We start from the raw sequence: 17881 nt of genomic DNA, 5'->3' as shown, positions 1-17881 counted from the left end.
AAGCCGGGGCGCCGTTCGACATCGCCTGGGCGCCGACAGGGCGCCGATTGGGCGCCGAATCCTCTAGCAAGCTCCAACGCCGGTCGCGAGCGGGGATCGCGGGCGCCGATCGCGAAACGGCGCCTGGAGTCGTTCATACAGGCGCCGAATTTCTATCCTCACCAGGGGATAAGGCGCCTTGTCCAAATTTGGCGCCCGGCGCCTTTCCCACAACGGCGCCCAGACCGGACTCCCGTCATACCGGGCCTGAAGCGGGTTATCCCCGCTATGAACACCCCATCGGGCCCTCCCCGGAATTCATTCTTTCGAAAACGGGGAGAAACCTGTCGATCGAAGGGGAATCCGAATTCTATCCCCGCAGTTCAGCACCCTGCTTCCATCCTCCAATTTTCTATCAATTCTTATTCTTGAATAGGGATTGAGGCTTGGGGGTGTGCATCCTAAAGCCCAAGGCATGAGCACTCCTCTTCTGATCCAGGCTCTCCAGGGCCAGACTACGACCCGTCCGCCCGTGTGGTTCATGCGTCAGGCCGGGCGCTACCTGCCGGAGTACCGCGAGCTGCGCGCCAAGGCGCCGGACTTCATCGCCTTCTGCATGAACCCGGAGATGGCGGCCGAGGCGACGCTTCAGCCCATGCGTCGGTTCGGCTTCGATGCGGCCATCGTCTTCGCCGACATCCTGCTGATCCCCGGCGCCCTGGGACAGAAGGTTTGGTTCGAGGCTGGCGAAGGTCCGCGCCTGGGCGCCCTGCCGTCGGTGGAACAGATGCGGGAGCTGGCCTCCAGGGCGGGGGAGGCCCTGAAGTCGGTGGGCCAGACCCTCAGCCTGGTGCGCGCTGAACTGGACCCGTCCAAGGCCCTGATCGGATTCGCCGGGGCGCCCTGGACCGTGGCCACCTATATGCTGGACGGCGAGGCCCGCACGATCGGCAAGGGCGAACGGGCTCAGGCTCGCACCTACGCCTATGCCGAACCCGAAAAGGTCGAGGCGCTTCTGGAGGTTCTGGTCGAGGCCACCGCCCACTATCTGAAGATGCAGCAGGACGCCGGCGCCCAGGTGCTGAAGATCTTCGAGAGCTGGGCCGAGGGCCTGCCCGACGATCTGTTCGAAAGTCTGGTCCTGAAGCCTCACCAGGCGCTCGTGGCCCGCGCCCGGGCTTTGGGGGTCACCGTGCCGCTCATCGGCTTCCCAAGAGGCTCTGCGGCGCTTGCGGAGCGTTACGCGGCGGAGTGCGACGTCCAGGCCGTGGCGCTGGACACCGCCTGTCCTCTGGAAGTCGGCAAGCGCGTCCAGGCCATCAAGCCCATCCAGGGCGCGCTCGATCCCCTCTTGCTGCGCGCCGGCGGTTCCTTGCTGGATCGCCGCGTCGATCAACTGCTCGAGGCCTGGGGCCAGGGTCCGTGGATCTTCAACCTGGGTCACGGCATCCTGCCGGACGTGCCGATCGCCCATGTCGAGCAGGTCCTGCGTCGGATCGGAGCCCAATGATCATGTCTGGGACCATGACCGCCGAGACCCGTCGTCCGAACCGGCGCGTGGCCGTCGTCCTGACCAATCTCGGCGGGCCGGACGGGCCGGACGCGGTCAAACCCTTCCTGTTCAACCTGTTCAACGATCCGGCCATCATCGGTTTGCCGGGCATCGTCCGCACGCCTCTTGCGCGCTTGATCTCGTCGCGGCGCGAAAAGTCGGCCCAAGCCAACTACGCCCGGATGGGCGGCGGCTCGCCCCTGCTGCCCGAGACGCTGAAACAGGCGGCGGCCCTGTCCGAAGCCCTGGCCGACGGGGCGCCCGGCGACGAGACCGAGGTCTTCATCGCCATGCGCTACTGGCATCCCCTGACCGAGGATACGGCGAAGGCGGTGGCCGAGTTCCAGCCCGATCATGTCGTCCTTCTGCCCCTCTATCCGCAGTTTTCGACCACCACGACGGCGTCTTCGCTCAAGGCCTGGCGCGAGGCTTACAAGGGGCCGGGTGAGCTTCATGCCGTCTGCTGCTATCCCGACGCCGAGGGCCTTATCGAGGCCCAGGTCCGTCTGATCCGCGAGACCATGGACAAGGCCGAGGGCCGGCCGGTCCGCGTGCTGTTCTCGGCTCACGGCATCCCGGAGAAGCTGGTCGCCGCCGGCGATCCCTATCAGGCCCAGGTCGAGGCCACCGTGGCCGCCGTCGTCGCCCGCATGGGTCTGAGCGACTGGGCCATCTGCTATCAGAGCCGGGTCGGGCCGCTGAAATGGCTGGGCCCGTCGACGCCCGAGGCCATTGAACAGGCGGGCCGGGACGGCGTCGGCGCCGTGGTCGTGCCCATCGCCTTTGTGTCTGAGCATATCGAGACCCTGGTCGAGTTGGATCACGAATACGCCGAACTTGCCGAACAGGTCGGCTGCGCCCCCTATCTGCGGGCGCCTGCCGTCGGTGTGGAGCCGGCCTTCATCGCCGCCCTGGCCCAGGCCGTCGAGGCGGCGCTGGAAACCTCGGGCATAGCGCCGCAGGGCGCGTCCAGGGGTGGACCATGCGCCCACTTGAAAGCCTGCCCCGGCGGTTGTTCAAAGGCGGCCTGACCGGTCGAGGGGGAGCCTCATGGACTATTACAACCTCGCGCGCGGGCTTCACATCCTGGCGGTGATCGCCTGGATGGCCGGGATGCTCTTCCTGCCGCGCCTGTTTGCCTATGACGCGGAGCAGAACGCCAGGCCCGAGCCGCTGCGCGGCGAAATGCAGGCCCTGCTGCGTCTGTGGCAGACGCGTCTGCTGCGGATCATCATCAATCCGGCCATGATCCTGGCCTTCATCTTCGGCGGTTGGCTTCTGTGGCTGCGCAGCGGCGAGGGCGCGGACTGGTCCTTCGCCCATCAGCCCTGGATGGTGACCAAGCTGACCGGCGTCTTCCTCCTGGCGGCCTGGCACGGTTTCCTGGCCGGTCAGAGGAAGAAGATCGCCGCCGGGACCTCGAAATATTCGGGTCGTTTCTGGCGCATGACCAACGAGATTCCCTTTGTTCTGGCCATCATCATGGTTCTGTCCGTCACGCTGGAGTGGACGTTCTAGGGCGCTAGCGCTCGCGACGCGGTCGCTTGCTGTTTGAGCGCGAGTTCTTTTGAAAGGGCTGTGCTTGACGCGGTCGGCCCTTTCGTGGTTCCGCTCATGGTGAACCGTTCGGCGTGATCCCATTGTGATCCGCAGGGCGGTCCCTCTCTTCTTGCGACGCCTGCCGGTTTGACCCTGCGGGACCCCGTCGCCCTCCCTCTGGCCGCAAGGCCGCGACATCGACAGACGAACCGCCCTCGACGCCTCTCGCGTCCGAGCGCGTGAGCGAGCACGCCATGACCGACACGCCCGAAAACAACGACCAGGCTCCGGAAGTCGTTGAAACTGTTGCGGAACGTCCGCGCAAGACGCTGACCCTGGGCGGCTCGAAGGCCGCTGCAGAGCCCGCGCCGGAACCCGAAGTCGAGATCGAAGCGGTCGCGGAAATCGTCAACGACGACACCGGCGTCGACACCACGGCCGACGACGAGGACGAGGACGGCGAGCCGATCGTCCCCAACGGCCGCATCACCCTGCAGGAACTGAACGAGAAGACGCCGGAGGATCTGGTCGCCTTCGCCGAGGGCCTGGACATCGAGAACGCCGGCAACCTGCGCAAGCAAGACCTGCTGTTCGCCATCCTGAAGACCCTGGCCGACGAAGAGGTCGAGATCATCGCCTCGGGCGTGCTGGAGATCCTGCCCGACGGCTTCGGCTTCCTGCGCAGCCCCGACGCCAACTATCTGCCGGGCCCGGACGACGTCTATGTCTCGCCGTCGCAGATCCGCCGCTTCGGCCTGCGCTCGGGCGACACGGTGCACGGCGCCGTGCGCGGCCCGCGCGAGGGCGAGCGCTACTTCGCCCTGCTCAAGGTCGATACGATCAACTTCGAAGATCCGGAGATGGTCAAGACCAAGGTCCTGTTCGACAACCTGACGCCGCTCTATCCCGAAGAGCGTCTGCACATGGAAATCCAGGACCCGACGCTGAAGGACCGCTCGGGCCGGGTCATCGATATCGTCGCCCCGCTCGGCAAGGGCCAGCGCTGCCTGATCGTCGCCCCGCCGCGCGTCGGCAAGACGGTCATGCTGCAGAACATCGCCAAGTCGATCGAGAAGAACCATCCGGAGGTCTTCCTGATCGTTCTGCTGATCGACGAACGCCCCGAAGAAGTCACCGACATGCAGCGCACGGTGAAGGGCGAGGTCGTCGCCTCGACCTTCGACGAGCCGGCCACCCGCCACGTCGCCGTGGCCGAAATGGTCATCGAGAAGGCCAAGCGTCTGGTCGAGCACAAGAAGGATGTGGTTATCCTGCTGGACTCCATCACCCGCCTGGGCCGCGCCTACAACGCCACCGTTCCGTCGTCGGGCAAGGTGCTGACCGGCGGCGTCGACGCCAACGCCCTGCAGCGGCCCAAGCGCTTCTTCGGCGCCGCGCGCAATGTGGAGCAGGGCGGTTCGCTGACCATCATCGCCACGGCCCTGATCGACACCGGCAGCCGCATGGACGAGGTCATCTTCGAAGAGTTCAAGGGCACGGGCAACTCGGAAATCGTCCTGGACCGCAAGGTGGCCGACAAGCGCATCTTCCCGGCCATCGACGTGCTCAAGTCCGGCACCCGCAAGGAAGACCTCATCACGCCGAAGGATCAACTGGCCAAGACCTATGTCCTGCGCCGCATCCTCAACCCCATGGGCCCGCAGGACGCGATCGAGTTCCTGCTCGACAAGCTGCGTCAGTCCAAGAACAACGGCGACTTCTTCCAGTCCATGAACACATAATTCCGGCCCTAGCGCCGCCCGCACGGCGGGCGGCTGCTTGAGGGCATGTTTCACGTGAAACACGCGAGGGCGTTATGAAGCTGAACATCGAGATCGACTGCACCCCGGCCGAGGCCCGCGCCTTCCTCGGCCTGCCGGATGTGACGCCGCTCAACGACCATCTGGTCGCCGAGATGCAGAAGCGGATGGACGCGAACATGGCGGCCATGCAGCCCGACGAACTGATGAAGACCTGGACCAGCTTCGGCGTTCAGGCCCAGGACCAGTTCCGTCGTCTGATGGAAGCCGCCGTCACGGGCGCGCCCAAGGGCTGACGACTTGAGTTCCAACACCGACACCATCTTCGCCCTGGCCACTCCGCCGGGGCGGGGCGCCATCGCCATCCTGCGCCTGTCCGGGCCGGGCGTGGACGGCGCCCTGGCCGCTCTGGGGGCAGGGGGGCTGACGCCGCGTCTGGCGTCGCTGCGGACGCTTTGCCACGACGGCGAGATGGTGGATCAGGCCCTGGTCCTGCGCTTCCCGGGACCCAATTCCTACACCGGAGAGGACTCGGCCGAACTGCATCTGCACGGCGGTCGCGCTGTGATCGAGGCCGCCAGCCGCGCCCTGATCGCCCTGGACGTTCGCCCCGCCGAACCGGGCGAGTTCACCCGTCGCGCCTTCCAGAACGGCCGCATGGACCTGGCCCAGGCCGAGGCCGTGGCCGACCTGATCGACGCCGAGACGACCGCCCAGAAGACCCAGGCTCTCGGCCAGCTCGACGGCGCCCTCAGCGCCGCCTACGCCGGATTCCGCCGTGATCTGCTGAAGGCCCTGTCCTTGGTCGAGGCCGAGATCGACTTCCCCGACGAGGAAGTGCCCGACAATCTGGCGCGCACCGCCGGTCCGGTTCTGGACCAGCTGGCCGCCGATCTGCGCGCCGCCTTGGCGGATTCCGATCGGGGACGGCGGGTGCGCGAGGGCTATCGCATCGTCCTGATCGGCGAGACCAATGCGGGCAAGTCGTCGCTGTTCAACGCCCTGACGGCGCGCGAGGCGGCTATCGTCACCCCTATCGCCGGCACCACCCGCGACGTCCTCGACGCCGAACTGATGATCGGCGGCTACGCCGTCACCCTGTCCGACACCGCCGGTCTGCGCGATAGCGACGACCTGGTCGAGGCCGAGGGCATCCGCCGGGCGCGGCTGCGGGCGCAGGAAGCGGATCTGCGCCTCTGGGTCCGGGCGCCCGGCGTGGGGCAGGATGGGGGGCAGGGGGATGATCCCGCCGCCGCGTTTGCGTGGGCCGACGACCTGCAGATTCTCAACAAGGCCGACCTCGGCGCCGCCGCGCCCGACGACCGCCTCGAAGCCCTGTCCATCAGCACCACAACCGGGCAGGGGCTGTCCGAACTGCACGACTGGATCGCCGCTCGGCTCGCTCGCGACCTGTCGGGCGCCGACTTCCCGGCGGTGACGCGCGAGCGCCATCGGCGCCGTCTGGTCGAGGCCCTGGCGGCGGTCGAGGCCGGGCGCCGCGCGCTCGACTTGGCGCCGGAAATGGCGGGCGACGACCTGCGCCGGGCGGCGGACGCCCTGGCCCGCGTCACCGGCGCCATCGGGGTCGAGGACATCCTGGGCGAGGTCTTCTCCACCTTCTGCATCGGTAAATAGCCACAGAACTTCGGTGTTTCACGTGAAACATCGGTGTCGGGGCTGTGGCGATATCGGGCTGGATGGACTATGTCCTCGGCCATGACTTCCTCCCCCTCCAACACCTTCGACGTCATCGTCATCGGCGGCGGACACGCCGGCTGTGAGGCCGCGGCCGCCTCGGCGCGGGCCGGCGCCCGCACCCTGCTGCTGACCCAGAAGCTGGAAACCGTCGGCGAGATGAGCTGCAACCCGGCCATCGGCGGTCTGGGCAAGGGCCATCTGGTGCGCGAGATCGACGCCCTGGACGGCGTCATGGGGCGTCTGGCCGACGTCTCGGGCATCCAGTTCCGTCTGCTGAACCGTTCCAAGGGCGCCGCCGTACGCGGCCCGCGTAGCCAGATCGACCGTCGTCTGTATCGTGAGGCCATGCAGGCCGAGCTGGCCCAGACGCCGAACCTGACCTTGATGGCGGGCACGGCCGAGGCCCTGATCCTGAACGGCGACCGCGTGGTCGGGGTGACGACCGGGGAGGGGATTGAGCTGCGCGCCGGAGCCGTGGTTCTGACGACCGGCACCTTCCTCAACGGCGTCATCCATCGCGGCGAGGAGCGGATCGCCGCCGGTCGCTTCGGTGAGGCGCCGTCGACGGGTTTGGCCGCCGACCTCTATGGCGCGGGCCTGATGATGGGCCGTCTGAAGACCGGCACGCCCGCGCGTCTGGACGGCCGGACCATCGCCTGGGAGCGGTTGGAGATGCAGGCGGCGGACGACGAGCCCGTGCCTTTCAGCTTCCTGACCGACAAGATCGAGGTGCCGCAGATCGCCTGCGGCGTCACCCATACGACCGAAGAAACCCACCGCATCATCGCCGAAAATCTGGGCGAAAGCGCCGTCTATGGCGGCAAGCTGTCGGGGCGCGGCCCGCGTTACTGCCCGTCGATCGAGGACAAGGTGGTCCGTTTCGCCGACAAGACCAGCCACCAGGTCTTCCTGGAGCCCGAGGGTCTGGACGACCCGACCGTCTATCCCAACGGCATCTCGACCTCGGTGTCGGACGCCACGCAACTTGCATTTCTGAAGACGATGCCCGGCCTGGAAGCGGTCGAGGTCTTCCGGTTCGGCTACGCCATAGAATACGACTATGTCGATCCGCGCGAACTGACCCCGGCGCTGGAGGTCAAGAAACGGCCCGGCCTCTATCTGGCCGGCCAGATCAACGGCACGACCGGTTATGAGGAGGCGGGGGCGCAAGGCCTGATCGCCGGGCTGAACGCCGCCCGCGCCGCCGCCGGTTCGGATCCGATTATCCTAGGCCGCGACCAGGCCTATATCGGGGTCATGATCGACGACCTGGTGACCCGCGGGGTCACCGAGCCCTATCGCATGTTCACCAGCCGGGCCGAGTACCGCCTGACGCTTCGGGCCGACAACGCTGATCAGCGGCTGACGCCGGTCGGCATTGCGGCCGGGATCGTCGGCGCAGATCGCGCGAAAGTATGGCTGGACAAGGCCGAGCAGTTGGACCGGGCGAACCGTGTTTCACGTGAAACACGGTTCACGCCCAAGGAGGCGGGCGCCCTGGGCATCACCGTCAACGCCGACGGCCAGCGTCGTTCGATCCGCGACCTGCTGTCCTTCCCGAATGTGGCCCTGGATCAGTTCGTCGCCGTCCGGCCCGAGATCGCTGATTGGGCGCCGGCTGTGCGCGAGCAGATCGAGATCGACGCCGTCTACGCCGGTTATCTGGATCGCCAGGTCCAGGATGCCGAGGCTCTGCGCCGGGAGGAGGGGCTGTCGCTTCCTGCTGACCTCGACTATGCCGCCATTGGCGCCCTGTCGAATGAAGTGCGCGAGAAGCTGGCTCTGATCCGGCCCCTGACCCTGGGGCAGGCCGGGCGCATCGAGGGCATGACCCCGGGGGCGCTGACGGCGCTTCTGGCCCATGTGAAGAAGGTCAGGGGCGTGGACGCCGATCTGGCGGCGGTCGTCGCCTGATGTCAGACGCTATTGAGACCTTCCGCGCCCAGACGGGCGCCACCGACGCCAATATCGTCGACTTGCAGACCTTCCTCGTCATGCTGACCGAGGCCAATGAGGTGATGAACCTCGTTGGTCCGGACACCATCCCCGACTTCTGGAACCGCCACGCCTGGGACAGCGCCCAGTTGCTGAGCCTGGCGCCCGAGGCGAAGACCTGGGCCGATCTCGGGGCCGGCGCCGGCTTCCCGGGCGTGGTCCTGGCCATCCTGCTGAAGGGGCGGCCGGGGGCCCATGTCTGGCTGATCGACAGCCTGGGCAAGCGTTGCCGCTTCCTGCAGACCATCGTCGACGCCCTTGATCTGCCGGCCACGGTGATCAACGGCCGGGCCGAGGAGCAGAGGGTCGAGGTCGAGATTGTCACCGCGCGAGCCGTGGCGGCGATGGAGAAATTGCTGGGTTATGCACAACCCTACTTCCAACGCGGTGCACAAGGCCTGTTTCTGAAGGGCGAGAAGGCCGAAGTCGAGTTGAAAGACGCGGCCAAGCTCTGGCATTTTGAGAGCGACCTTTCCGTCTCGCGCAGCGACCCGCGCGGCCGTATCGTTTCTGTCCGGAGTCTGCGCCGTGCCCGTTGATCACCAGAAACAAACTCGCGTCCTGGCGGTCTCGAACCAGAAGGGCGGGGTGGGCAAGACCACGACCGCCATCAACCTGGGCACCGCCCTGGCCGCCATCGGCGAAAAGGTGCTGATCGTCGACATGGACCCGCAGGGCAATGCCTCGACGGGTCTGGGTGTTCCACGTGAAACACGCCGAGCGACGATCTATGACGTCATCGTCGACGGCCGCCCCATCGACCTGTCGGCGGTGGAAACCGCCGTGCCGGGCCTGTTCATCGTTCCCGCCGACGCCGACATGTCGGGCGTCGAGATCGAACTGAGCCAGGCGGATCGCCGCTCCTATCGTCTGCGCGACGCCCTGGCGGCGCAGGGCGGGGAGGGTCATTCCCGGTATGACTATGTGCTGATCGACTGCCCCCCGTCGTTGAACCTGCTGACGCTGAACGCCATGGCCGCCGCCGATGCGGTTCTGGTGCCGCTGCAGTGCGAGTTCTTCGCCCTGGAGGGCCTGACCCAGCTGATGCGGACCATCGACATGGTCAAGCAGAGCCTCAATCCGGCGCTGGAGATCCAGGGCCTGGTCCTGACCATGTACGACCGCCGCAACGCCCTGTCGGGCCAGGTGGCGGCCGACGTGCGCGCCCACTTCGGCGACAAGGTCTATGACAGCGTCATCCCCCGCAATGTGCGGGTGTCCGAGGCGCCGTCCTTCGGCAAGCCGGTGCTGATCTATGATCTGAAATGCACCGGCAGCCAGGCCTATCTGAAGCTGGCGCGCGAACTTGTGGCCCGTGAACGCCAGCGTCGTCAGGCGCTCGCCGCCTGATCGGCGGCTTTCCCGATTAAGTAGAACGGAATCAGCATCTTGTCCGAACGTCAACGTGGTCTGGGTCGCGGCCTGTCGGCCCTTCTGGGAGAAAACGTCGCCGAGAGCGCGCCGGTGGACGGCGGCGCTCAGCCGACGGGCGTGCGCGCCGTGCCGATCGAGAGCCTGAAGCCCAACCCCGACCAGCCCCGCAAATACTTCAGCGCCGAGAACCTGGAAGAGCTGACCGCCTCGATCCGCGACAAGGGGGTGCTGCAGCCCATCCTGGTCCGCCCCCAGCCGGGCGAGGACGGCATGTGGCAGATCATCGCCGGCGAACGTCGCTGGCGCGCGGCCCAGGCGGCGCGCCTCAAGGCCGTGCCGATCATCGAACGGGCCATGGACGACGTGGAGGTGATGGAGGTGGCCATCATCGAAAACGTCCAGCGCGCCGACCTGAACCCGGTCGAGGAGGCCCTGGCCTACGGCTCGCTGATGTCGCGCTTCGGCCGCACCCAGGACGCCCTGGCCGGCGTGGTGGGCAAGAGCCGCAGCCATGTGGCCAATACGATCCGCCTGCTGCAACTGCCCGACAGCGTGCTGGACCACGTCATGGAGAACCGGCTCTCGGCCGGCCACGCCCGCGCCCTGATCACGGCCCCCAACCCCGAGGCCCTGGCCGAACAGGTCCTGTCCAAGGGCCTGAACGTGCGTCAGACCGAGGCCCTGGCCCGCCGCGCCGCCGAGGGACCGAAGCCGTCCAAGGCCAAGCCGGCGCTGAGCGGGGAGGGCGCCGCCGACGTCGCCGCCCTGGAGCAGGACCTGGCCGACGCCCTGGGCCTCAAGGTCCTGCTGAGCGACAAGGGCGGCAAGGGCGAGATCACCATCAAATACGGCACCCTGGAACAGCTCGACGACCTGTGCCGTCGCCTGATGCGCGGCTGACGGGCCTTTTGGGTCAGGTCGTGCTAGGGTGCGGCCATGACTGAACCGACCGACAAGACCAGCGCCACCGAAGCCCTGAAACGCGCCCTTGCGGCCAAGAAGGCCGGGACCCAGGCGGGACCGGCCGGGACCAAGGGCGGGGCGCGCGGGGCGGAAAAGGTGATGCAGCGTCAGGCTGCGGCGGCGAACAAGCCCGCCTTCCGCAAGGCGTCGAAGCGGGGCTGATTTAGAAGGCCTAGCCTAGTGACGGCTCCCTTCTTCCCTTGGGTGAGAAGAAAACAGGCGTTTGATTAAAGCCCGATGCGCCTGGCGCGGGCGGCGATTTCCAGCAGCAGGCGCTCTGCGATCAGGGCCTCGGGCAGGCCCGTGGTCTTGGTGGCGACGTCGGCCGTGTTGACGCTGTCCTGCACCTCGTCGAGCAATTCTAGCCGCCAGGCGCGGACCTGACGCAGGATCTCGGCCTCCTGTTTCCAGAAGACGCCGGCGGCCTTGGCCGCCTCCTTGGGACCGGCGCCGGAGGCCAGAAGCACATTGATCCGGCGCAGCTTGCCCAGGTGGATGGCGGCCATGCGCACGGCCATGACGGCGCTTTCGCCCTCGGCCAGGGCGCGGCGCAGACCCGACTGGGCCGGCGCGGGGCGTCCGCCGAAGGCCTGAAGGGCGGCGTCGGACAGGGAGGCGTCAGGCTCGACGCCCAGATGGTCTTCCAGTTCGGGCGTGTCGATGGTCCGGCCGGAACCGGGGCCGATATAGAGGACCAGACGCTCGATCTCCTGACGCATCAGGCCGCGTTCGCGGGGCAGGCGGCCGACAAAACGCTCCAGGGCGTCGGCGGTCAGGCCCACCTTGTCGGCGCCCAGGGCCTCGCGCGTCATCCGGGCCACGTCGCCGACCTCGTCCTCGTAGCAGGCGATGCCGACGGCGCCGGACGACTTCTCGGCGGCCTTGCGCAGGGCGGATTCACGGCCGAGCGCCCCGGCCTCGACGACCAGCATGGCCTCGGGATTGTAGCCGCCCTCGGCGTGGACCGTCAGGGCGGCGGCTATGGCCTTGTCGACCCCGGCCTTGCCGTCCGACAGGCGGATGCGCACCAGGCGGCGCCCGCCGATCATGGACAGCGCCGTCAGGGCCTCCTCCAGCTTGACCGCATCGCCGTCGATGTCGGCCTCGGTCAGGAAGGTGACGTTGAACGGGTCGTTCAGGTCGGGCGTGATGGCCTTGCACAGGGTCAGGGCACGCTCGGATACGCCCGAGCGGTCCTTGCCGTGGATGACGGCGGCGCGGATGCCGGCGTCCGGCGACCTCAGGAAGCGGTCGACCTCGGGCCGCTTGGCCAGGATCACGCGGCCACTCCCTCGGCTAGGCCCTTCAGAACAGGCCTCACTGGCCCGCCAGGGCGCGCATCATGTCCAGCCGGATCAGGCGCGCCAGATCGGCGGCGGCGCGGTCCTCGCCATCCTGCTGGGCGGCGATGGCGGCATAGGGCTGATCGGCGGCCGCGTAGGTGGTGGTGGTGGTCTGAGATCCCTTGACCGGAGCGCCCCCGCTGACCGGGGTCAGGGTCCAGTCGGCCTTGACCGTCAGCTCATAGCGGCTGGCTGTGTCGTCGATGCGCCGGCCCAGGGGGCGCCGTTCCTGCTGGACCTCGGTCGTCAGACGATAGAGGGGCTGGGCCGAGCCGTCGCGGCCGAAGGCGTCCTCCAGCTGCTCGCGCAGTCGGTATCCCAGACGATTTTCCGGCGTGGTCACGGCGATGCGCGACAGGCCCGCGCCCACGCCCATTTCACCATACATCGGCGTGAAGCCGCAGCCCGAAAGCAGGGTTGCGCCCGCGACGGCGATGAGGGCGAGGGCGCGACGCATCAGCCGGCCACCAGATTGACGATACGGTCGGGCACCACGATCACCTTGCGGACGCTGAGGTTGTTGGCGGCAAGGTAGGCCTGAACCGTCGGATTGGCGAGAGCGGCGGCTTCAACCGTCGCATTGTCCGAGCCGCGCGGCAGGACGACCTCGCCGCGACGCTTGCCGCCGATCTGGACGGGCAGGGTCACTTCGTCGTCGGCGGCTAGGGCCGCGTCAAACACGGGCCAGGGGGCGTCCAGAACCATGCCCTCTTCGCCCAGGCGCGCCCAGGCTTCTTCGGCCAGGTGAGGCGTGAACGGCGCGATCAGACGGGCAAGCGTGCTGAGCGCGGTCTTCTTCGCCTCGGCCCCGGCCTTGTCGTGTTGGCGAACGGTCGCCAGGAAGGCGTAGAGCTTGGCGATGGCCGAGTTGAAGCGGAAGCCTTCAACGCCCTCGCTGACGGCCTTGATGGTCTTGTGCGTCTCGCGGATCAGGCTGGCGTCCACGTCGGGATTGGCGGGGGACGCTGGGTCGAAGCCGTCGAACTCGGTCCAGACGCGCTGGACGAAGCGGCTCGCGCCCTCGACGCCGCCGGCCGACCATTGCACGTCGCGCTCGGGCGGGCTGTCGGACAGGACGAACAGGCGGCCAGCGTCGACGCCATAGGCCTCGATGATGTCCTGGGGCGCGACCACGTTCTTCTTGGACTTGGACATCTTCTCGATGTCGCCGATGGTCAGGGCGGCGCCGTTGGACAGGCGGGTGGCGACGCGCTGGCCGTCCACCGTCTCGATGCGCACGTCCGAGGGCTCGATCCAGCGCGGCTTGCCGCTGGCCTCATGGCCCTCGAAATAGGTCTCGTGGACCACCATGCCCTGCGTGAACAGACCGGCGAACGGCTCCTTCACGTCCATCAGGCCCGCATCCGACAGGGCGCGGGTGATGAAGCGGGCGTAGAGCAGGTGCAGGACCGCGTGCTCGATGCCGCCGATATACTGATCGACCGGCAGCCATTTCGAGGCGGCGGCCTTGTTGATCGGGGCCTCAGCCTTGGGATCGGCGAAACGGGCGAAGTACCAGCTGGAATCGACGAAGGTGTCGAGCGTGTCGGTCTCGCGACGGGCTTCGCCGCCGCAGGTCGGGCAGGCGACGTGTTTCCAGGTCGGGTGGCGGTCCAGCGGATTGCCGGGCACGTCGAAGGTCACGTCCTTGGGCAGCTCGACCGGCAGCTGGTCGGCGGGAACCGCCACCGGACCGCAGGTCTCGCAGTGGATGATGGGGATGGGGCAGCCCCAGTAGCGCTGGCGGCTGACGCCCCAGTCGCGCAGGCGATAGATGGTCTTGGCCTCGCCCTGACCCGCCGCCTCGATGCGGGCGATGGCCTCGGCCTTGGCGGCCTCGATATCCAGGCAGTTCAGGAAGTCCGAATGGAAGATGGAGCCGGGGCCGGTATAGGCCTCATTGGTCACGGCGAAGTCGTCGCCGGCGCCTTCGGGACGGACGACCGGGATCACCGGCAGGTCGTACTTGCGGGCGAAGTCGAGGTCGCGCTGGTCGTGGGCCGGGCAGGCGAAGACGGCGCCCGTGCCGTACTCCGACAGGATGAAGTTGGCGATCCAGACCGGGATCTCGGCCCCGGTGAAGGGATGGACGACCTTCAGACCGGTGTCCCAGCCGATCTTTTCGGCCTGTTCAATCTCGGCCTGCGAAGCGCCGCCCTTGCGGCATTCGGCGACGAAGGCGGCGATCTCGGGATTGGCCTCGGCCAGTTGCTTGGAGATCGGATGGTCGGGGGCCAGGCCGACGAAACTGGCGCCGAACAGGGTGTCGGGACGGGTGGTGTAGACCTCGACCGCCTCATGACCGGCGGGCGCGGCGCCGGACGCGAAGGCCCACTTCATCTGCAGACCCTTGGATCGGCCGATCCAGTTTTCCTGCATCAGACGGACCTTGTCGGGCCAGCGGCCTTCCAGCTCGGACAGGCCGTCGATCAGATCATCCGCGTACTGAGTAATGCGCAGAAACCACTGGTTCAGCTTGCGCTTCTCGACCAGGGCGCCCGAGCGCCAGCCGCGCCCGTCGATGACCTGTTCATTGGCCAGGACCGTGTTGTCGACCGGATCCCAGTTGACCACGCCATCCTTGCGATAGACCAGGCCGCGTTTGTACAGTTCCAGGAACCAGGCCTGCTGCTTGCCGTAATAGGCCGGATCGCAGGTGGCGAACTCGCGGCTCCAGTCCAGGGACAGGCCCAGCAGCTTCAGCTGGTCGCGCATGGCGGCGATGTTGGACCAGGTCCAGTCGCCGGGGTGGACGCCGCGCTCCATGGCCGCGTTCTCGGCCGGCATCCCGAAGGCGTCCCAGCCCATCGGATGCAGGACGTCGAAGCCCTGCGCCCGCTTGTGACGCGCCACCACGTCGCCCATCACATAGTTGCGGGCGTGGCCCATGTGGATGTTGCCCGAGGGGTAGGGGAACATCTCAAGCACGTAGTACTTCGGACGGCCGGTGTCGTCGTTGGACACGGAGAAGGCGTCAGCGGCCGCCCAGCGGGCCTGCTGGCGGGGTTCGGCGGTCTTGGGCTCGTAACGAGTGGCCACGGCGTATCCTGAGGTATCGCCTCAGGCGCGAAGCTTGAGGCGGCCCTGAGGTCTGCGTTGGGGAGCGAAAGCGGAGAGGGGGCTCTTAGCGAGCCGCGTTGGCGAGATTAAGTTGGCGCGCCTTGGTCAGGATGGCGTTTTCCAGATCGGTTTCCGTCTGGGCCGCGACCGGGGCGGCGGTCCAGGCGCCGGCGGCGTCCTTGACTTCCTTGGTCACCGACACGTTCAGGGCGTCGGCGCGCAGGCGACGATCCAGGATGAAGACGGTGGCCTTGAAGCGCTCGTTCGGCGCCTGCGGATTGACGTACCAGTCGTAATTCACCACGCCGCCCCACGGGTCGGCGTTGGTCAGGGGCATGAAGGACAGGGTGTCCAGGGTGGCGCGCCACAGGTAGGCGTTCACGCCGATGCCGAGCTGGGCGTCGGCCTTGGGGGCCTTATCCTTGCCGCCGACGAAAGGCAGGCTGGAGCAGCCGCCCAGCAGCAGTCCCGACGCGATCAGGGCGACCGCAGCGCCGCGAACAAATGCCATTCCGAGGTCTCCGTAAAGGTTCGTGGCCAAGCGTGGTGCGAACCCCGGGCGCGCGCCCGTAAAATCCGCGCACGTCTGCGCCGCAGCTACGCTCTATAACACGGGCGAAAGGGGCGATGACAAGGCGAACCCGTGTTCAAGGGGCGCTAAGTCGACTTATTGGCGTGGTGTCAGCGCCACAGGACTCGCAAGAGTCGTGCGGAACGACCTGTGGATGACTACGTTTCGTTGACCGGGTGGACCGGCGGTGTCTAATCGCTGTGGTCTCGAGCTTCGGCTCGGGTTCAGGAAACAAGGATCGGCGTTCAAGCCGGTCTCAAGGGTTGGAAGATGCGTTTCGTTGCGATCATCGCTGCGACTGTGGGCGCCCTGGCTATCGCCGGGACGGCTCATGACGCCTCGGCCCAGGCCCGCCGGGCTCCGGCCGTGTCCCTGACCGAAGCCGCCCAGACCCCGCATTCGACCGCGACGCCGCCACGCCGCGGCCTGCGCTGGAACGACAGCGGCCGCTGGGGCCTGAACTTCAACCTGAATCAGCCTGTCGGCCGCGAGACTGACTGGGGCGATGTCGAGGCGGGCGCCTATTATCGCCTCAGCCCGCGCCTGCGCGTCGGCGCCGCCGCCAACCTGGCTTCGCCCGAGGTCGACCCGGCCCGCGCCCCTGAAAGCGCCGCCGACCGCCGCGCCGCGCCGCGCGTCCGTCTGGAAACCATCTTCAAGTTCTGATCGGGTCCGGCTCTAGGACCTGAAAGCGGTCTGCACGGCGTCCACGCCGGCGATGCCGTACGCGCCCAATTCCAGCAAATCAGCGGCATTGGCCGCGCTGATCCCGCCCAGGGCGTAGGCGGGGCAGGGGGCGAGCGCCGCCAGAGCCTTGAAGCCGTCGATTCCCAGCGCGGGCTTGCCGGCCGAGGCGCCGCCCGCCGGGAAGACGGGCGACAGCACCAGGGCGTCCAGATCGCGCGCGCCCTTTACGGTCTCAATCGAATGCGCCGCTCCGGTCAGAAGCCAGTCGGGACGGCGTCCCGACAGGGCGTAGGCCGCTGACAGCGCCCGTTCCGGCAAATGCACCCCGTCGGCGCCGATCCGCTCCGCCAGATCAGCGTCCAGCCCGACCAGCAGACGCACGCCCGCCTCCCTGGTCGCCGCCCGCAGCCGCAGGCCGGTTTCCAGCGCGTCCGCCGCGCCGAAATGGCGGAAGACGACGCCGGCCCCGGCAGGCAGGCGGGCCGCCGTTTCCCAAGGCCGGGGCGTTCGCGTCGGGTCGGTGAAGAAGAGCAACGGGGGCAGGGGACGTTTCGGCGGGCTGACAGCCGCCGCCGCACGGGCTAGAGCCGTCGCCGTCTGCCACAGCGTGCGCGCGTCCTCGGACAGGGTCATGACCGCCTCTAATCCCGCTTCCGCCGTTCCGTCCATCCATGATCGTTTCGCCGCCGTGCGGGAACGCATCGTTCAGGCCTGCGTCGAGGCGGGCCGCGACCCGGCCTCCGTGATCCTGACCGCCGTGTCCAAGACGCAAGGCTCCGAGGCGTTGGACGCGGCCCTGGCGACCGGCCAGCGCGTCTTCGGCGAGAACCGGGTGCAGGAGGCGCAAAGCCACTGGGCCGGGCGCCGCGCCGCCCTTCCCGATCTGGAACTGCGCCTGATCGGCCCGCTGCAGACCAACAAGGCGGTCGAGGCGGTTGAAGTCTTCGACGTCATCGAGACCCTGGACCGCGACAAGCTGGCCGCCGCTCTGGCCGCCGCCATGGCCAAGACGGGCCGACGCCCCCGCGTCCTGGTCCAGGTCAACACCGGCGCCGAACCGCAGAAGGCGGGGGTGCTGCCGGACGACGCCGACGCCCTGATCGCCGCCGCGCGTGACGTCCACGGCCTGAGCGTGGAGGGCCTGATGTGCATCCCGCCCGCCGACGAAGCGCCCGAACCGCATTTCAGGATGCTGGCCGAAATCGCCGCCCGAAACGGCCTGTCGGTCCTGTCGATGGGCATGAGCGGCGACTATGAAACCGCCATTCGCCTCGGCGCGACCCATGTCCGGGTCGGTTCGGCCCTGTTCGGGGAACGAAATACGCTCCTAAAGCCCTCTTAAAGCGATGAAATAGCGGAG

18 protein-coding genes are annotated in these 17881 nt (G+C 67.8%); 13 read left to right on the top strand and 5 right to left on the bottom strand.

Annotated features, from left to right (window positions below):
• Positions 1 to 454: 454 nt before the first annotated feature.
• The 11 genes from hemE (at position 455) to ACFYLW_RS14395 (ending at position 11022) form a co-directional block, all read left to right on the top strand.
• Complete coding sequence (hemE, locus tag ACFYLW_RS14445) at positions 455 to 1489, top strand: uroporphyrinogen decarboxylase (RefSeq protein ID WP_312065092.1); 1035 nt, start codon at positions 455 to 457, stop codon at positions 1487 to 1489.
• A gap of 2 nt (positions 1490 to 1491) precedes the next feature.
• The gene (hemH, locus tag ACFYLW_RS14440) at positions 1492 to 2562 is read left to right on the top strand and encodes a ferrochelatase (RefSeq protein WP_312065106.1); all 1071 of its coding nucleotides are present in this window, start codon (positions 1492 to 1494) and stop codon (positions 2560 to 2562) included.
• Between the two features lie 19 nt (positions 2563 to 2581).
• Positions 2582 to 3049 (top strand): CopD family protein, encoded by a 468-nt coding sequence (locus ACFYLW_RS14435; RefSeq protein WP_312065093.1) that lies wholly within the window; start codon positions 2582 to 2584, stop codon positions 3047 to 3049.
• Positions 3050 to 3324: 275 nt separating this feature from the next.
• Positions 3325 to 4812 (top strand): transcription termination factor Rho, encoded by a 1488-nt coding sequence (gene rho, locus ACFYLW_RS14430; protein WP_312065094.1) that lies wholly within the window; start codon positions 3325 to 3327, stop codon positions 4810 to 4812.
• Positions 4813 to 4886: 74 nt separating this feature from the next.
• Positions 4887 to 5126: a DUF6489 family protein gene (locus ACFYLW_RS14425; RefSeq protein WP_105564219.1), complete on the top strand. Its 240-nt coding sequence runs from the start codon at positions 4887 to 4889 to the stop codon at positions 5124 to 5126.
• 4 nt (positions 5127 to 5130) lie between these two features.
• Positions 5131 to 6465 (top strand): tRNA uridine-5-carboxymethylaminomethyl(34) synthesis GTPase MnmE, encoded by a 1335-nt coding sequence (gene mnmE / locus ACFYLW_RS14420; protein ID WP_312065095.1) that lies wholly within the window; start codon positions 5131 to 5133, stop codon positions 6463 to 6465.
• Positions 6466 to 6546: 81 nt separating this feature from the next.
• Positions 6547 to 8442: a tRNA uridine-5-carboxymethylaminomethyl(34) synthesis enzyme MnmG gene (gene mnmG, locus ACFYLW_RS14415; protein WP_312065096.1), complete on the top strand. Its 1896-nt coding sequence runs from the start codon at positions 6547 to 6549 to the stop codon at positions 8440 to 8442.
• A complete protein-coding gene (rsmG, locus tag ACFYLW_RS14410; protein WP_312065097.1) occupies positions 8442 to 9062 on the top strand; it encodes a 16S rRNA (guanine(527)-N(7))-methyltransferase RsmG in 621 nt (206 codons plus the stop codon). Before mnmG ends, rsmG begins: the two co-directional genes overlap by 1 nt.
• Positions 9052 to 9873, top strand: coding sequence for a ParA family protein (locus ACFYLW_RS14405; RefSeq protein ID WP_312065098.1), 822 nt, complete (start codon positions 9052 to 9054; stop codon positions 9871 to 9873). Before rsmG ends, ACFYLW_RS14405 begins: the two co-directional genes overlap by 11 nt.
• A 39-nt stretch (positions 9874 to 9912) precedes the next feature.
• Entirely contained in the window at positions 9913 to 10797 is an 885-nt protein-coding gene (locus tag ACFYLW_RS14400) for a ParB/RepB/Spo0J family partition protein (protein WP_312065099.1), read from the top strand.
• 36 nt (positions 10798 to 10833) lie between these two features.
• The gene (locus tag ACFYLW_RS14395) at positions 10834 to 11022 is read left to right on the top strand and encodes a hypothetical protein (RefSeq protein ID WP_292084835.1); all 189 of its coding nucleotides are present in this window, start codon (positions 10834 to 10836) and stop codon (positions 11020 to 11022) included.
• A 65-nt stretch (positions 11023 to 11087) separates the two neighbouring features.
• Here the strand turns inward: ACFYLW_RS14395 and holA are convergent, their stop codons facing one another.
• The 4 genes from holA to ACFYLW_RS14375 all read right to left on the bottom strand — a co-directional run bounded on the left by holA (position 11088) and on the right by ACFYLW_RS14375 (position 15774).
• Positions 11088 to 12140 (bottom strand): DNA polymerase III subunit delta, encoded by a 1053-nt coding sequence (holA, locus tag ACFYLW_RS14390; RefSeq protein ID WP_312065100.1) that lies wholly within the window; start codon positions 12138 to 12140, stop codon positions 11088 to 11090.
• Positions 12141 to 12177: 37 nt separating this feature from the next.
• Positions 12178 to 12660, bottom strand: a complete 483-nt coding sequence (gene lptE / locus ACFYLW_RS14385) for an LPS assembly lipoprotein LptE (protein ID WP_312065101.1) — start codon at positions 12658 to 12660, stop codon at positions 12178 to 12180.
• Complete coding sequence (leuS, locus tag ACFYLW_RS14380) at positions 12660 to 15242, bottom strand: leucine--tRNA ligase (protein WP_312065102.1); 2583 nt, start codon at positions 15240 to 15242, stop codon at positions 12660 to 12662. The genes lptE and leuS overlap by 1 nt, the downstream gene beginning before the upstream one ends.
• Positions 15243 to 15327: 85 nt before the next feature.
• The gene (locus tag ACFYLW_RS14375; protein WP_292084829.1) at positions 15328 to 15774 is read right to left on the bottom strand and encodes a DUF3576 domain-containing protein; all 447 of its coding nucleotides are present in this window, start codon (positions 15772 to 15774) and stop codon (positions 15328 to 15330) included.
• A 330-nt stretch (positions 15775 to 16104) separates the two neighbouring features.
• Between ACFYLW_RS14375 and ACFYLW_RS14370 the strand changes: the two genes are divergently transcribed.
• Complete coding sequence (locus tag ACFYLW_RS14370) at positions 16105 to 16500, top strand: NtrZ family periplasmic regulatory protein (RefSeq protein ID WP_292084827.1); 396 nt, start codon at positions 16105 to 16107, stop codon at positions 16498 to 16500.
• A gap of 12 nt (positions 16501 to 16512) precedes the next feature.
• Here the strand turns inward: ACFYLW_RS14370 and ACFYLW_RS14365 are convergent, their stop codons facing one another.
• Positions 16513 to 17154 carry a thiamine phosphate synthase gene (locus ACFYLW_RS14365; protein ID WP_312065914.1) on the bottom strand — a complete coding sequence of 214 codons (642 nt, stop codon included), beginning with the start codon at positions 17152 to 17154 and terminating at the stop codon, positions 16513 to 16515.
• Here ACFYLW_RS14365 and ACFYLW_RS14360 point away from each other — a divergent pair.
• Entirely contained in the window at positions 17153 to 17863 is a 711-nt protein-coding gene (locus ACFYLW_RS14360; protein ID WP_313471851.1) for a YggS family pyridoxal phosphate-dependent enzyme, read from the top strand. The two genes, ACFYLW_RS14365 and ACFYLW_RS14360, sit on opposite strands and share 2 nt — an antisense overlap.
• The last annotated feature ends 18 nt before the right edge of the window (positions 17864 to 17881 follow it).

The sequence above is a fragment of the Brevundimonas sp. NPDC007368 genome (genome assembly GCF_042869015.1).
GTDB lineage: Bacteria > Pseudomonadota > Alphaproteobacteria > Caulobacterales > Caulobacteraceae > Brevundimonas.
The sequence above is the reverse complement of the archived record's forward strand: the minus strand, read 5'-3'. Positions and strand labels throughout refer to the sequence as shown.